The sequence below is a fragment of the Mesonia mobilis DSM 19841 genome, assembly GCF_000423405.1.
Classification (GTDB): domain Bacteria; phylum Bacteroidota; class Bacteroidia; order Flavobacteriales; family Flavobacteriaceae; genus Mesonia; species Mesonia mobilis.
Window position 1 is genome coordinate 1 of sequence record NZ_AUHX01000014.1, and the last position, 17,588, is coordinate 17,588.

At 37.6% G+C, this 17,588-nt stretch carries 8 protein-coding genes; 1 reads left to right on the forward strand and 7 read right to left on the reverse strand.

The features are described 5' to 3' along the window. The 5 genes from G551_RS15710 to G551_RS0110630 form a co-directional block, all read right to left on the reverse strand. Positions 1–7,787: T9SS type B sorting domain-containing protein (locus G551_RS15710; RefSeq protein ID WP_036243715.1), on the reverse strand; the 7,787-nt coding region annotated here is incomplete at its 3' end. 184 nt (positions 7,788–7,971) lie between these two features. Continuing rightward, a complete protein-coding gene (locus tag G551_RS0110620; RefSeq protein WP_027885559.1) occupies positions 7,972–9,894 on the reverse strand; it encodes a T9SS type B sorting domain-containing protein in 1,923 nt (640 codons plus the stop codon). Between the two features lie 75 nt (positions 9,895–9,969). Further along, positions 9,970–11,823: an OmpA family protein gene (locus G551_RS0110625; RefSeq protein WP_027885560.1), complete on the reverse strand. Its 1,854-nt coding sequence runs from the start codon at positions 11,821–11,823 to the stop codon at positions 9,970–9,972. Between the two features lie 103 nt (positions 11,824–11,926). Next, complete coding sequence (locus tag G551_RS16965) at positions 11,927–12,064, reverse strand: T9SS type A sorting domain-containing protein (RefSeq protein ID WP_084626403.1); 138 nt, start codon at positions 12,062–12,064, stop codon at positions 11,927–11,929. Positions 12,065–12,105: 41 nt separating this feature from the next. Then, positions 12,106–14,019: a T9SS type A sorting domain-containing protein gene (locus tag G551_RS0110630; RefSeq protein ID WP_027885561.1), complete on the reverse strand. Its 1,914-nt coding sequence runs from the start codon at positions 14,017–14,019 to the stop codon at positions 12,106–12,108. A 205-nt stretch (positions 14,020–14,224) separates the two neighbouring features. On the opposite strand from G551_RS0110630, the gene G551_RS0110635 reads away from it, so the two are divergent. After that, positions 14,225–15,688 carry a sodium:solute symporter gene (locus G551_RS0110635; RefSeq protein WP_027885562.1) on the forward strand — a complete coding sequence of 488 codons (1,464 nt, stop codon included), beginning with the start codon at positions 14,225–14,227 and terminating at the stop codon, positions 15,686–15,688. On the opposite strand, the gene G551_RS0110640 is transcribed toward G551_RS0110635, so the two are convergent. Next, positions 15,659–16,027: a CoA-binding protein gene (locus G551_RS0110640; protein ID WP_027885563.1), complete on the reverse strand. Its 369-nt coding sequence runs from the start codon at positions 16,025–16,027 to the stop codon at positions 15,659–15,661. The genes G551_RS0110635 and G551_RS0110640 overlap by 30 nt on opposite strands. A gap of 328 nt (positions 16,028–16,355) precedes the next feature. Further along, a complete protein-coding gene (locus G551_RS0110645; RefSeq protein ID WP_036243717.1) occupies positions 16,356–17,366 on the reverse strand; it encodes a 3-oxoacyl-ACP synthase III family protein in 1,011 nt (336 codons plus the stop codon). Positions 17,367–17,588 lie beyond the last annotated feature (222 nt).

Here is a 17,588-nt window from a genome sequence, read left to right on the forward strand (position 1 = left end):
GTAGGCTCTGCCAGGCTACCGTCTTCTTGAGGGATTCCCGGGTCTTGGTATTCTACACTGAACCAGTAATCTCCTGAAGGTAATGGGTTACCGTTATAGGTGCCATCCCATCCTCTTGAGCTTGGGCTTAACTGTTTTAAGAGTTTCCCGTAGCGATCGAAGATAAAGATCTTAGCCCCTCGGTTGAGCGGAGTATCGAGACCAATGATGTTCCAGTAATCATTATACCCGTCATCATTCGGGGTAAAGAATGGTGGGAAGTCGATAAACGAGATCACCTCTGAGGCGGTCACCCCACATCCGTTTTTATCTCTTCCGTAAACAATATGCGTTCCTGCTGATAGCCCGTCAAAGTCGATCGTTACACCTGAAAGATCTACCCAAGGTCCATTATCGATACTGAATTCATACTCTCCGATTCCGCTTACATTAAATACCTGTAAGCTATGCTCTCCTTCAAAGCCTAAAGAAGTTGGTGCTACTTCAAACTCCGGTGGGTTGCTCTCTAAGATCGTGACCGTATCAATATCACTTCCACAGTTATTGTTGTTCTCATCTAAGGTATTTAGATCGAATACCTGCACACTATAGTCTCCTGCTTGTAGTGGATTGCTGCTTCCGCCTCCTACGGTGATGCTAGGGCCGGTCTCTCCGGCAAGTACAGTACCGCCATAGGTCCATTCAAAGCTATAAGCAGTGGCATCAAGTCCGGTGTCAATAATAATAGCACTATAATCACCATCGGTTACCGGTGTGCTTGGATCGCTGTCTACACAGATATACAACTGATCATAATCACTGATATCTACACTTGGACGTGCATCTACCGTGATCGGGATCATCACTACATTGGTGCTGGTACAGAAGGTATCGGTATTGATCACTTCAGCATAGATCACATCGCCATCACTCGCTAGGTAAGTTGATTCTGCTGTTTCCGGGATTCGGTCCCCGTTGTCATAATCTACTTCACTAGCGTAATAATACACCTCGGTGGTAGGCGGAGTGGCATTATTATCGATATTAGTATCGAAATCTTGCAAGTTGATCGTAGCGGTATCTTCTCCTTCATTATTAGAACATAGCATTCTCGATAGGTCTACATCGGCGATAGTTGGTCTTGGCGCTACATTGATATGTAAAATACCCAAGTCACTTTCTTCAGTAAGCATACAACCGGTTAAGGTATGGGTTAACTGGATATAGAACTGCTCGCCATTAGAGGCCTGATAGCCAAAAGGTACAGCATTCTCTCCGGCTAATGCATCTGCTACGCTAAAGTGGAAGCTTAAGGTATAATCCTCGATCACTCCGTTAGTAGGGGTGTTTTGATCTAATAATGGAACGATAAGTGAAGTATCAAAGTCCCCACCGTTATAATCGTACACTTGCCCGGCTACATCTTCCGGATAGAAAGCTCCGGTAAGTCCGCCGGCATCGTCTGAACATACGGTATATCCAAAGGCTAGGTCGTCGATAGCTTCATTCAAGACCGGTACCGGTTGCACTACCAATTCAAAAGGAACCACCACATAACAGAAGTTCCCGGTGGCATTGCTATCGACACGGGCATAGATCACCTGTACATTGGTAGGTGCGCCGGTTTGATCGACTTCATTGTAACTCGGCTCATTGAGATAAGCGGTTGGCGTACCAATAAGTTCGGCTGCATCTTCATCTTCTGCCGCTTCAAGTGTTTTGTAATAACTGATCGTTACATTTTCTCCCTGACTGATCAATTGACCACTTAAGCTAAGATCGAAAGGGTCTAAAGCGACTCCGTCGTTATCATCATCACAAGCGGTTTGACGTAATACATCAGGATCGGTTGTCGATGGACTTGGTAATGGTAAAACCTGAAGATCGAAACTAACCTCTGCACTACATTGTACTGTGGTTCCCGAAGTATCTTCAACCACCACATAAATGGTTTGTGGGTTGGCTATATTTTCATATCCTTCCGGAGTATCGATCGCAATTCCGTTATTAAGGTCTTCTGCATTGGCATAATAGGTAAACTCGTATTGAGATGGTACTGCCGGCACTCCTCCAAAGATCTCGGTTTCTTTTACAGTAAGATCAAAAAGGGTGCTGCTATAAGGATCATTGTCATAATCATCATCACAGACATTGAGATCGGTTGGGTAGCTTAACGGTGGTAATTCATTTACATTTAAGGTAAAGCTATTGTCCCCATCAAAACCAAAGGTATCGATACAACCGGTAGTGGTGTTCTCTAAACGAACATAAATAGTTTGACCATTGCTCGTATTGGTATAGTTGGTTGGTACCGCAATAGCGTTGACTCCATCAATGGCTTCCTGCTCATTAGTGTGGTAAGTGATCTCTAGATCACTCGCGTCTACATCGCCTAAAATATTGTCTTCATTCTGAGTAAGGTCGAAAGAGGTAAATCCATTCGGGCTTTCATCATCACATACATAGAGATCTTCTAGCTCTAATTGGATCTCCGGTGAAGCTATCTGAATCAACTCTAAAGGACGCACCGTATAACACCCGGTACCATCATTGCCATTAGGACCGGTATTCTCAGCACGTACATAAATGGTTTGATAGATATTGGTGGTACTATAGACATCTGTATTGGTGATCGGATTAGTACCTAAATTTGCGGCATTCTCACTAATATGGAACGTAATGGTCACATTAGGCTCTCCATTTAAAATATTATCGATCTCTGCCTCTAAGTCAAATTCGGTAAACCCATCATTATCACCATCACATTCTTCGATAGCTTCTAATTCTAAAGCTAAACTCGGATTAGGAGTGACCTCTAAAGTTAAGGTGGTATGAGCCGGACACGTATTCTCGCCGATCACACGAACTTCTAAAGTCTGTGCATTAGCAATATTCTGATAATTCTCCGGATCTGCGATCGGGTTATCAGCGGCTAAAGCTGCTGCATTTTCATAGAAGTAAACGCTTAATGATGTATCGTTGTTGGTGATCTCCGGGATCGCTGCTGTAAGATCGAAAAGCCCGATCTCATCATCAGCGGCCAATGCACTATCATCACAAACGCTCAATTTACTCGGATTACTAATAGAAGGATCACTACCTACGTTCAAGCCAAACGAACCGATACGGTAACAACCGGTATCTTCATCTTCGATACGGAACCATACGCTAAGCGGACTTACTCCTGCATTGGAATAAGCACTTGGGTTGCCGATAGGATCTTCTGCATTGGCTGCATCGGCTTCACTCTCGTAATAGCTCACGCTAAAGTCTTCTGCTGATTGAGTTCCATAGATCAACGGAGTGTTTTGGGTCAGGTCAAATATCCCTGTGTTATTCCCATCTTCCCCATCACAGATAAACAGATCTAATGCTCCGTCTTCGGTCTCGACAAAATCCGGTAAAGCAGTAACACTTAAGGTGAGCTCTACATAACGGTAACAACCGGTATTGATATTGGTCGAACGCGCATAGATCACTTGCGTGTTCACCTGGATATTGGTGTAAAGGTTAGGAAGCTCATCATCAGGATCTCCTCCTTCTGCATTAGCCTGCGTGGCATAGAACGTGATCTCTACATCGGCCTCGCCATTGGCGATCTCCTCCTCGTAGGTGCTTAGATCGAATTCTGCAAAACCATCGTTATCATCATCACAGATCACATAAGCCTCCAACTCGTCGGTTGGAGTTGGTGATGGTAATGGGTTCACGATCAAGGTTAAGGTCGTCGTTGCACTACAACCTTGCTCATCGGTAACCTCGGCGATAATGGTTTGTGCATTATCTAGGTCATTGGTATAGTTTTGAGGATCGGCTATAGATACACCATTACTAAAATCTGCCGGAGTAGCATACCAAATAACACTAAGAGAAGTATCTCCACCGGTGATCTCTCCTTCTTTCTCGGTCAGATCAAAAACCACTAGTTCGTCGGTATCACTACCACTTGTTAGATCATCGCAAGACTCAAGCGCTGTAGGTTGTACCGGCTCCGGTAATGGGTGAACGATCAAGGTTAACGGCTCTACACTATAACATCCTGCCGGAGTTACGATGTCTTCTACTCGGATCCATACTTGTTGAGTTGGCGCTTGGCTGAAGTAACCTCCCGGACCGCTAATAGCATTTCCTCCTGCAATAGCATCGGCTTCATTGTTATGGTAAGTGATCTCATAATCAGCAGGGTTCAAGCCGTCTAAAACTTCTTCTTCAACAGAAGTAAGATCAAAATACGTCTGACCATCAGCGGTTGCATCATCACAAGCCTCTAGATCGGCAGGGGTCTCGATCATCGGACGATCGTATACCTGAAGTTCTAAAGTAGTGGTCTGCACACAGCCGTTAAGCTCATCTAAAGCGCGCACATAAACCGTTTGGTTAAAGGCAGAAATGTTTGAATAAGGACTATTGAGTGCATCTACATTATTTTCGGCATCACTTAAGGTTAAGTGATAGCTCACACTTACATCATCATTACCTCCCGTAATCTCTTGATCTTTTGAACTTAGATCGAACAAGGTATAAAAGCCATCGTTATCACTATCACAAGCCATTAAAGGACTTGGATCGAAGATCGCTGCCGATGGGGTCGCTTCGATATCAAAACTCGTGGTTAAAAAGCAATCTTGTGGATTGTATGAGCTTACCTTAACATAAACCGTTTGTGGATTACTGGTATTTTCATAGTTCGTATAATCAGCAATAACCACATCATTATCCAGATCATCCTGACTCGCATAGTAATCTACCGTATAATTAGAAGGACTCTGACCCGCTAAAGCGGCTATGTTGTTCTCCGTTAGATCGAAAAAGGCCGTACCCGGGGTTCCGTTATCACATTCTTGTTGAAGATCAACAGCTCCGATCACCACCGTAGTTACATTCAACTCAAAGCTTGTTAGGTTGTAGCATTCTTCTCGTTCTATATTTTCGATACGTACGAAGATCTCCTGGTCTTCTTCTAAATAGGTATAGTTGGAAGGGTCTGTAATACCTACTTCATTAGCATCGGCTGCTGCTTGGGTTTCGTAATAGGTGATATTAAAATCAGCTAAGGACTGTGCTCCCAATACGATCGGGGTGTTTTGGGTTAGATCGATCACATTGGTGCTTTGACCATTATCACAGATGTAAAGGGGGTTTGGCGTATTAGCGATTCCACTTAGGAAGCTTTGAATTAAAAAGCTGCTCGTCTCATAACAAGAAGGGTCGTTATTGTTTTCTACACGTACAAAGATCGTTTGTGGGTTAGCTGATTGGTTCACATAAGCGTTAGGATTTGTAATCGCTGCTGCCATTCCGGTATCGGCATCGGCCTGACTTTCGTAATAGCTTACCGTATAAGCGGTAGCATCCTGACCGTCTAAAGCAGCTCCATTTAGCTCGGTAAGATCAAAACTTGCACTGCCATTGCTATCTTCATCACACTCCTCGATCACTTCTGCTGTTAAATCGCCGATGTGGATCAAATTCACTTGTATGTTAAAACTACCTGTATTGTAACAATCTGTATTGTTCACATTTTCTATACGTATATAGATCGTTTCTTGCTCGTCAGAAGGCTGATAACCTGTTAAGGGTAAAGGCGAAGTCGCGTCTTCAGCATCTGTAAGGGTTGGGTGATAAGTAATATTAAAAGACGATGCACCTTGACCTCCTAAAATTAATGAAGTATTATCTTGCAAGTCAAAAGAAGCATCTGATAAAAATTCTTCGCATAAATTTAAAACTGAAGGTATAGCTACTATTTCTCCAGATGAAAAAGAAGACACAGAGAAGGAAGTAGTATCATTACAATTAGGACTTCCTTGTCTTTCTACTCTAACATAAACAGTATATTGACCTTCTGTTTGCTGATAATTTACAGGATCTGTTATAGCGTTTTGAGAATTTTCAGCATCTAACTGACTTTCAAAATATTCAACTAAATATTGATCTGGATCTAATCCTGTTAAAAGAACAGATTCATGAATGGTTAAATCAAAACTAGCACCATCAGGACTAGCAACAGGATCATAACAAACATCTAAATCATATTGACCAGTACTTAAATCTTGAATTTCAATTTCTGAAACATTAACTATAAAACTCGTATTTACAGAACATTCTTCAAAATCAGGATTTTTTAGAGTCACGAATAACTCTTGATTCTGAGAAGAAGTATCAAAATCATCAGGAGTTCCTATAGGTGTATCATTATTAAAGTCGGATTCAGAAGCATAAAAAGTATAACTAAAAAAATTAGGATCCTGACTATCATCTAAAAGCGGATCTTTAAATTGGTTTAAATCTAAAGAGCTATCTCCTCCACCTGATATACAATAATCTTGAACTTCAGTAATTTCTGTTACGATAGGTACATCATAAAAAGTTACTTCAATCTCGTCTGTCGAAGAATCTCCATCAATATCAAAAGATTCTAACTGATACAAGCCGGTTTCTGAAACTTCTAAAGTCGGATTTGTTTCTCCGGGAATTAATTCAAATTGTCCTGTACCATCATTAAAAATAGACCATTCATAATCTACGGCTCCAGCTGTTGTACCATTAATAGTGAATGTCTCTCCTGAGCAAAACTCTTGATCATCTCCCAATACAGTATTAACGATAGAACAGTCAGTAGAACCTTGTCCGGAAGTCTGTTGTAAACTTATATAACCCTGATTCTGTGAATAATTAGTTACTAATAAAATATAAATTTCTCCTTCTTGAGCATTAGGAACATTAACATTTTCTATTGCTGCACCAGAAAAACTACAATCAACTGTGTTTTGAGCTGTTAAATTATCACATTGTTCATAATCATCGAAAGGTCCCCATATGATAAAATCGACATCATGACCTTGTCCATTAAAATTAGGACTACTATTTTGCTCTAACGTAAAATTTAAAGTACCAGGATCTTCAATTTGAATATAAAACCAAGAGGGATAGGGTTGACTACCCAAACAACCATAATCAGGGCCGTTTTCAGCACTTGGCTGATCGCTGTTTCCTGGATATGAGTTAGGAAACACTAAAGCATCATTACCGGCACAGAATGGATTTATATCTTCGCATAGAGGTGCAGATTCACCTTCAACCTCAATACTAACAGTATCATTTACTACAGAGACACAACCGTTTTCATCTGTTACCGTTAAAGTGACTTCATAATCACCAGATTGTCCATAAGTGTAACTTAAGTTTTGACCTTGAACTACGGTACCGTCACCAAAATCCCATTCGTAGGTTGCGTTATCACTAATACCATCTGCAAATTCAGCACTTCCAGAAAACGTAATTGAAGCACCAAATTCTACAGAATAAACACCTCCCTGAAATTCAGAAGGGAAAACATTTTCGATAGTTGTTTCTATATATTGACAAGGTGCTGAGCAGCCTGACTCAAAACTCCAACCAAATGCGGAACCAGGAAAAAATGCTCCAGAACCAGTGTAAACAATAGTTAAACAACCTGAATTATTTACCGGTGTAGCTATAACAGTACCCGGATTTTCATTACTTGTATATGAACCTATTAAAGGTGCATTTTCTGAATCTCCATCATAAATAGATAAATCATAAGAATTTATAATATTAAACTCTGTAAAATTTAATTGAATTACAGAATCTGGATCATCTGGACATAAAGTTATAACCTCAGAACCATCTAAAGTATAACCCATATTCACATCTTGATTATCACTAATTGTCGCAGGTGAACATTGTGTTAAATTATCTATTTCTTCAATTCCGTACTCATCTTGCGCAGAAAGAACTATTGAAAAAAATAAAAATGACAGGAGGGGTAAGATTTTTTTCATCATAAAGTGTAAAATCTATTTAATTTCATTTAGGGTGTTCGCAAAATAACAAAAAACTCTCATATTAATTTAACTTTTTATTAAATAAAACACACAAGAGTTATTTATCCTTTGCTATAAAACAAGTACTCATCGAATATTCCTACCTTAAAAATTAATTTTTAACATAATTAATTCTAAATAGTATTTATCGTATTAAACTAAAATTACTTTTGAATGACTTATTTATAGTAGTACCATCGGGTAGAGTTTCTACGTATTTAACTAAAAACCAATAATCGTTGGAAGGCATCGATTTACCGTGATAAGTACCATCCCAACCTCTTGAGTTAGGAGCAATGCTTTTTAAAAGCTTCCCGAAGCGATCAAAAATTAAAATTTCAGCATTTCTATTATTTTGTTGAAAGCCAACAATATTCCAATAATCATTGATTCCATCTTGGTTGGGTGTGAAATATTTAGGATAATCGATAAAAGTTACGGTTTGAAAACTCATCCCACAACCTTCGGTATGTCTACCGGTCACCGTAAATTGCCCACCACCTTCTACGGTAAATGATATCGAGGGATTCGCGTCATCTATCAATTGCCAATTCCCATCACCAATACTAAATTCATACATTCCTATTCCTGAAACATTTGTTATAGTGATTACATGTTCTTCATCGAAATTAAGACTGCTTCTCTCTACCTCAAAACTTGGTGGCGCATCGGTATAAGCATCTAACTCAAAACTGCTTACCGCGTAACAATTTGTAAAAACCTCATCTTCTACTCTCACCCAAATTTCCTGAGGAAAGTTTTGTGTATTTTCAAAATTAGCCGGTGTTGTGATAGCGTTGATTCCGTTTTCTGCTTGAGCTTGCGTAAAATGATATGAAGTTTGATAACCGCCACTAACATTTGCTAACGCGATAGAATCATTTTCAGTTAGATCGAAAATCGCCTTTCCATCCTGGTCACCATCGCATGTATAAAAATCGATTAAATTTTCTCCGACTGAAATTCCTTCAACCAAAATAGTTAAACTTTCATTTTGAGCGGCTGAACACTGAATACTTCCATCGGGATTTTCAACATATGTATTACTTACAGAAATAGTGACCTCTTCATCTACAAACAGATCAAAAATTGCAATTCCTGAGTTATTTAATTGAATTTGCTGTGTACTCCCGCCATCAATTGCATATTCAACGATTGCATTTGCAGAACCTGAAAATTGTATTTCTACATCTCTTGGGGCACAAATAGGGTTTTCTGAAGCCTCGATCTGGATATTATCAATTTGGTTGATAATTAAATTAAACTCTGTCACATTTGTACATTGTGTAGAATTACTAGTGACTTTTGCATAAATGGTTTTTACACTTTGTGTGGAAGTGTAATTATTGGGCAAAGCGTTTAAATTATCGGTCGCATTGGCTAAAGTTTCATAAAAATCTACTTCATTATTGCTTAAATCTGAATTGATCGAACTTCGTAAATTCCCTAAATTAAACTGCGCGCTACCGGTGTCGCTACATTCTTCTAGATCCTGAATCATATTTGCAGTTGGTGGTTCTGGGAAAGCTCCTGTTCCTTGCGCGGCAGAACCTGTCCAATTCAGTTCAAAACCTCCATTACCTACGGGTCTATCTACAACAATGTAATACGATTCACCACTAAGAACATTTATCCATTCTACATAACTATCTCCATCTGCTCCCGGACCTTCAAAAGCTTCTGAACTTACGCTGCCCATTCCTGTATGGTTATTTGTCTGACCTGCAGCAATAGGATTGGTCGTTGAACAGCGAATGGGCGAAGTTAAACTCGAGCAATCTTCATTTGGGCCATAGATCCAGAAATCGTAATCGACTGAAATATCGGTATTATCGGGAATTAAATCGAAACCTAAAGTTCCGTTTTGAACGATATCAACTCTAATCCATATAGAGTTATGTTCTTCACTTGCACAACCAGAAACCTCTTGAACTCCGGCACCACTTGCATTAGAACTAAAACTACTGTTACCACAAATCACAATTGCATTTACACAATCGTTGGGTTGCTGCGCAAATAATTGAACACTAGAAAAAATTAATATAATTAAGGAAAATAAGTATTTCATAAGAGGTGTAAACGAAATAGTCAGCCTTAAAAAGACTGACTATTTATAATGCTTTACAAATCTAACAACTTATTATCATTTTTTCACAATAATAAACTCCGATCTTCTATTTTGCGCATCTTCATCTTCGGTACAATTAGCCCCGCAATCTATTTTAGGTTCGGTGCTTCCCATTCCTTGTCCGCTTAACCTGTCTTTTGAAATTCCTTTTGAAATTAGATATTGTACGGTCGATTGTGCACGCTCATTAGAAAGTTTTTTATTGTAAGACGCACTTCCTTTAGAGTCGGTATGCGATTTTACCATAATATTCATTTCAGGATATTTTTGCATCACACGTACCAATTTATCTAATTCTTTTGCGCCTTGTTGTGTGATGAAACTCTTATCGAATTCAAAATAAATATTATCGAGTTTCACTTCGGTTTCTGTAATTTCTACTTCTTCCGGAGTTAAAAGAATCTCTTTTTTATTCACACCATCTACCGGTTGAGCAATGGTGACCATTTTTGTCTCGTAACCCGGATTCGAAATTTCTAATTGATAGGATTGCTCACAAGAAACTTCAAAACTTACTTCACCTTTTTCATTCGTTTGGGTTGAAATAATTTTGTTGCCTTGCTCGTCTAAGATTGCTACCTCAGCATTTGCGATGATCGCTTGCGTTTCTTCATCTTTAATTAGGTTGAGTAATTCTGCTTTACAAATACCTTCAGCAATATATAATTGATCGATCCCATCACGGTTAGAAGCGAAATAACCATTTTTATTGTCTAGATCCATACTGAACGAAAAATCATCTTTTTCAGTATTAATTGGCGTTCCCATATTCTCCGCTTTCTCTCCGTTTTCAAGATCAAAACTAAATACATCAAAACCGCCTAAACCTTGTTTTCCGTTAGTAGAAAAATACAATACGTTTTCTCTTACAGAAGGAAAACCTTCTTTGGCAGGCGTGTTTATTTTATCGCCTAAATTCACTGGTTTCCCAAGAGAATTTTCAGAAAATGAAACTTTCCATAAATCGGTATCTCCTAAACCGCCCGGCATATCTGAAGCAAAATATAATGTCTTTCCGTCATCACTCAACGCCGGATGCGTCACCGAATATTCTGAACTGTTGATCGAAAGTGGTTTGATGTACTTCCACTCACCATTAACTTTCTTAGCTAAATACAATCCCTGCTGTGCAATTTTTGTTCTTCCTTTTCCTTTTTTAAACAAACCTTCTTCGTGACCGTCTTTAGAAAAAACCATAAGATTACCATCTTTACTAATGGATACCGGACCGTCATGATGATTGGTATTTAAATTTTCTATAGGTTCTGGTTCTGCTTTGCCGTTTTGGTCGACTTTAAAAATATCTAAAAAGGGTTGGTTAGACCATTTGTCTTTTTTGTTACTTTTATTTCTTGTACTTACAAAATAAAGTGTATTCCCTACGGAAATAGGTCCGAAATCGGTAAATTCTTTACTGCTGTACGGAAGTTTTTCTACCGTAAATTTTGCTTCGTCTGAAGATAACTTCGGAATATAATTTGGGTTTTCTAAATGTATAATGGCACGCGGATCTTTAGGTTCCATCTTTGCAAAAACATCGAGTTGCTTATTGGCTTCTTCGTATTTTCCTTGCGATTTTAAAGTTTGTGCATAATTATAATACGTTTCTGCATCTTGCTTTTTCTGCACGGCTTTACTATACCATTTTGAAGCTTCCTGAATATTGAAGATCTTGTAATAACTATCGCCTAATTGTTTATAGACATAAGTATTAGCCTTGCCTTTATCTACCAATTCTAAATATTCATCGATCGCATCTACATAGCGGTAATTAGCAAATAGCTCGTCGGCTTCTTCGGTGTTTTTATTTTGAGCAAATAGAAAACCACTTGCTAAAAAGCTTCCTAAGATCAAGTATTTTTTAATCATAATTCTCGTTGGGTTTAAGGATAAAGCTTACAATTTATGAAAGTTTTTTAAGATAATTTGGTTTGAAAGAAAAATCGGCTATCCATCCAAATTTTCATTAGTATTATAAATTCTTTACGATCCTTTCTATTTGATACCCTTTATCAGTATAGATTTTTAAAAAATAAACACCATTTTCTATAGAAGATAAATCTGTTTGAAATTGTAGAGCTTCTGTCGTATCCTTAGTAAATCTTAAAATATGTGAAAATTTATTTTAAAAAGTTAGTTAAGTAATATCGATTATTCTTTTATTATTTTCTTTATTTCTCTTTGTTTCCCAGATTGTATTTCTATAAAATAAATACCAGAACTTAATGAAGAAATATCAATCATTTGACCGTTGGCAGTAGAGGTGTTATCTAATGACACGTCAGCTTTTTGCCCTAATACGTTATAAATATTAATGCTATTAATAAAGCTTTCAGATTCAATATGTATTCTACCTTGCGTGGGATTTGGCCATAATTTAATAGCTAATTTTTCACTTTCAGCTACCGTTAGAATTGGATCACTACAGCTCACACCATCTTTACCTAGTTGAGCGATAAAAAAATCGCTGGGGTGTGTTACTTTCTTATCTAATTGAGGTACAACCGAATGATTGTCAAATATATGTGAACTTTTCATATAGCCTCCAACAAGGATATTTCCTAATTTATCGGTAGTTATTGCTGTGATTTCATCAGTTTCTCCGTAGCCAGCTCCCATAATATCATGTATTTTTATAGCATCTCCTGTATTCTTATCTAATTGAATGACCACGGGATCTTGACCATGTCCCGAAGGCCTAGTAAAATATGCATTACCCCAATAATGGCCACCACCACCAAGGGTACAATAGCCTTGACCTAAAAAAACACCATCTTCATTTACAGCTAAACTTTCTCCCTCTGCACAAGAACCATCTGAATAGCTTACCCAAATACCTTGACCATTAGTCGCGTTTAATTTCATGCAAAATGTTTCTTTTAAATAGCCACCAAAAGTTAAACCCGCAAAACTAGGATACCCAGCAATTTGACCATTTTCTAACAATGCTGCAAAATAGCCGGTAATATAAATATCACCATTTTTATCTATTACAATATCCCGTATCGTTCCACCCCAATCTTCTGAAAACTCTTGCCACCATTCTGCATTACCAGCTGTAGAATTAAAAGCAGCAACAAAATAAGCACCGGTAATTTCTGTATTATTAATAATTGCGGGATGATAAAGATCGTCTCCAAATCTCGAAGATACTGCAAGGTAATATGTATTACTTGCTTTGTTATAGTTAAAGTCTATTTTTGAAGTTGTACGCATACCAATATGGTTGTCCATATCTATGTTTAATCGCACATAGCCCAAAAAATTACCATCTTTATCATATTTAATTACTCCTACATCTCCTACCTGAGAATTAGAAACCGAAAGATAATTATCTTCGGCAGTGATCGCTCCATTCTCTAAAGTAGACCCAGGGTCTAAAATAACCATCCAGTGTACGGTACCATCTTCCTCTACAAAAATCTCTCCGCTACTGGCATAACCCCAATCAGGATTTGAATCAAAAGGCTGAGGTTCCCTTAGCCATTCATAATTTCCTATCGAGTCATATTTAATAAGAAAAATATTCTTATCGGGAGTTAGTGTATTTCGAATAGTATCTTGATCATAATGTAAAGGAACACTACCTGTTGGTGAAGATGAAATGTTCCAAGAATTACCAGCGACATATACTCCTCCTAGGCTATCTACCCCCATACCATAAGCATAAACATCTCCTGAGCCTCCAATTGTCTTTTGCCATCGAAAATCCCCTTGGCAATTGGTAGATACTAAATATGTGTCTCTTTTCTTCTGATAACTATATACATCAGTAGATTCACTATAATCATTGATTACAATAGTATCATTCGGCACGTTTCCAAACGTAGGGATAGAACCTTGTAAATTCTCTCCCCCAATTTGACTTAAAAAATAATAATTATTATTGCGATCTACATCTATACTATGAACGCGTTGAGTATTATCTTTAGAATTAGATGAAATTACTCGACCTCCGCCACCTCTCTTTGCCCACGACCATTCATAAGTATTTTGTTGAGCATAAATAGTGGTAGATAAAACACTGGATATTAAAAAAACAAAATAAAGTAAAGATTTTCTCATAAGATGTTAGTTAGTTAATTATATTCTAAACAGTTAACAAACGAAATCAAATTTTTCCTACTTCGTTAACATAAATAAAATAACGCCTCAATATAATTAAAAATTTTTATTAAATCTTCTAAGTAATCTAAACTTTATAGATAAGCCTAAATATTTCAGTAATACCACTTCAATAATTACTAAGTTTGCATAAAATTCATATAGAATGAAGCCTATTCATATTCTTTTACTTATCGGTTTATACTTTGCGGTGCTTATGCTTATCTCTTACTTTACCGGTAAAAATGATAGCAACGATGCTTTTTTTAAAGCTGAAGGAAAATCACCTTGGTATGTGGTAGCTTTCGGGATGGTGGGCGCTTCACTCTCCGGAGTAACTTTTATCTCGGTTCCCGGTTGGGTTCGCGACGCAGAGTTTAGCTATATGCAAGTCGTGATGGGTTATTTATTTGGCTATTTTGTAATTGCTTTTGTATTGCTTCCTATTTATTATAGCTTGAATGTTACTTCAATCTATCAATACCTAAAAGAACGTTTTGGCAATGTAAGCTACAAAACCGGAGCTTTCTTTTTCTTCATTTCTAGGGTTTTGGGCGCTTCTTTCCGTTTATTTTTAGTAGCGACCGTTTTACAATATTTTGTTTTCGATGCGTGGAATATTCCGTATTGGGTAACCGTAGTGATTTCAATTTTATTGATTTGGATTTATACTTCACGTGGCGGAATTAAAACTATTGTTTGGACAGACACGCTGCAAACTCTTTTTATGCTGGGTTCGGTAATTATTGCCATCTTTTTTATTGCTGAAGAATTGCAGTGGAGTTTCAACGACTTTTTTACCGCTCCAGAATTAGATCGTTACACCAGCACTTTTCACTTTGAAAGTATTCTCGACAAGAATTATTTCTTCAAAGCGTTCTTCGGCGGAATGTTCATTACCATTTGTATGACGGGTCTCGATCAAGATATGATGCAGAAAAACCTCACTTGTAAAACCTTAAGCGATGCGAAGAAAAATGTACTCTCGTATAGTTTCGTGTTTATTCCCGTGAATATTTTATTCTTATTTTTAGGAGCTTTACTTTTTATTTACGCCGATCAGCAAGGAATTGGTGTTCCGGTGTTAGACGGAAAAGAAAAAACAGATCTTCTCTTCCCGGAAATTGCGCTTAACGGAAATATGGGACTTGGACTTGGCGTTATTTTTCTTCTAGGCTTAATTGCGGCAGCTTATTCTAGTGCCGACAGTGCATTAACTTCACTTACCACCAGTTTTTGTGTTGACTTTTTAGATATCGAAAAGAAAGATGCTTCCTTACAAAAAGGACTTAGAAAACGCATTCATATACTCATTAGTCTTTTATTAGTCGTTGTAATTATTTCATTTAAATATTTACTAGACACGAGCGTTATAGATACATTGCTGACTGCTGCAAGCTATACTTACGGACCTTTACTTGGTTTATTTAGCTTCGGAATTTTTACCAAATGGAAAATTAAAGATCAATTGGTTTGGTTAGTCGCAATTGTTTCAGTAATCATCACCGCAATTCTAGGTAATTTACCTGCTGAATATCTTGGCGGTTACCATTTTAATTATGAACTATTAATCGTTAACGGACTTATTACTTTCTTAGGTTTAGTATTGATTCGTCGAAAGCAAGACTAACGTACAAGCTACTTCAACTTCAATACCATTATTGCGAAGCATTTTATAAAAATCTGGATTTTCGGTACCGGGATTAAAAATCACGCGACGCGGCTGTAAGCCAATTATATAGTCGTAATAATCTACTTGACGTTTTGGGTTTACATAAAGTGTAACCGTATCTATATTTTTAAAATCTTTAAGAGAAGTTTCTATGCTCACGTCTTCAACTTCACCTGCTCTCAGCCCAATTGCTCTGGTAGGTTGATTATTATCACGTAGTCTTTTGATCGCAATATTCGAATATCGATTAGGCTTTAAAGAAGCGCCGATCACTAAAGTTTCATTTTTTTTAGACATAGTTGCAACATCGTTTAATTTGGTTCGTCATTAAGATAGAAAGAAGCAATGAAGGCGAGAAAAGTTTAACCAAATTTTCATAGTTGAGGAAAATAAAATTATTTGGTTAATAGAAAACCCGTCGAAAAATTGACGGGTTTTTAAAATATTAAGCATTGATTACCAAATTGTTAAAATATGTTAATCCATGCAACTTTTTGAAATAATTTTCGTCTATTAAAGTAGTGAGTGTTAGTTATAATTTGTTTGAATTAGCCTTTAAAAAATCTATAAACTAACAAATGTGTTTAAATACGCCCCTTGAGCAAAAGTTCAAGGGGTTCTTTTTTTACCAATTAATTACTGCGCTTGCCCAAGTAAAACCACTACCAAAAGCTGCCAATACCACGTGATCTCCTTCTTTGATCTTACCTTGTTCCCAAGCTTCTGTTAAAGCAATCGGGATCGATGCTGCTGTTGTATTTCCGTATTTCTGAATATTATTGAATACTTGATCGTCATTCAGTTTAAATTTTTGCTGAATGAATTGCGAAATTCTCAAATTAGCTTGATGCGGAATTAACATATCGATATCTGAAACTTCTAATCCGTTTTCCTGTAAACCTTCCATAATCACTTCAGAAAAACGTTGCACTGCGTTTTTAAATACATATTGACCATTCATATAAGGATAATACGGAATATCTTCTTGCGGATTTTCTTCAATAATCTCCGGAACCCAATGCATCGTGCTCGGTCCTTTTAAAGAAAGTTCTAAAGCATGTTTTCCTTCAGAATGTAAATGCGTAGATAAAATTCCTTGTCCGTTATGGTCGCTTCTTGTTAAAACCGCAGCTCCTGCTCCATCGCCAAAAATCACTGAAACGCTGCGACCGCGAGTTGTCATATCTAAACCTCCGGAATGATTTTCACTCCCGATTAACAACACGTTTTTATACATTCCTGTTTTAATGAATTGATCGGCAACCGAAAGTCCGTAAATAAAACCGCTACATTGGTTTCTCACGTCTAAAGCCGGACAGGTTTTAATGTCTAACATTTCTTGCACTTGCACGCCACAACCCGGAAAGTAATAATCGGGACTCAGCGTTGCAAACACAATTAAATCGATTTCATCTTTATCGATGCCGGCACGTTCTAATGCAATTTTAGCGGCTTTTACCCCCATAATTGCGGTAGAATTTCCGTCGCCTTTTTTAATATGTCGTCGTTCTTTAATACCGGTACGTTCGGTGATCCATTCGTCGTTGGTTTCCATCTTTTTAGAAAGATCGTCGTTGGTCACCACATTTTCTGGGACGTAATAGCCTAATCCGGCAATTTTTGATTGATATAACATTCGTATTTCTTTTTAATTTTTTTGAAACAAAAATAGAAGAATCTTAAAATTCAACCCAAGCAATATACATATTATTAAAATTGATAGGAAAAATAGCCTTTAGTTATTGTATGCGCGCATAGGAATTAGGAATTAGGAATTAGGAATTAGGAGTTAGGAGTTAGGAGTTAGGAGTTAGGAGTTAGGAGTTAGGAGTTAGGAGTTAGGAGTTAGGAGTTAGGA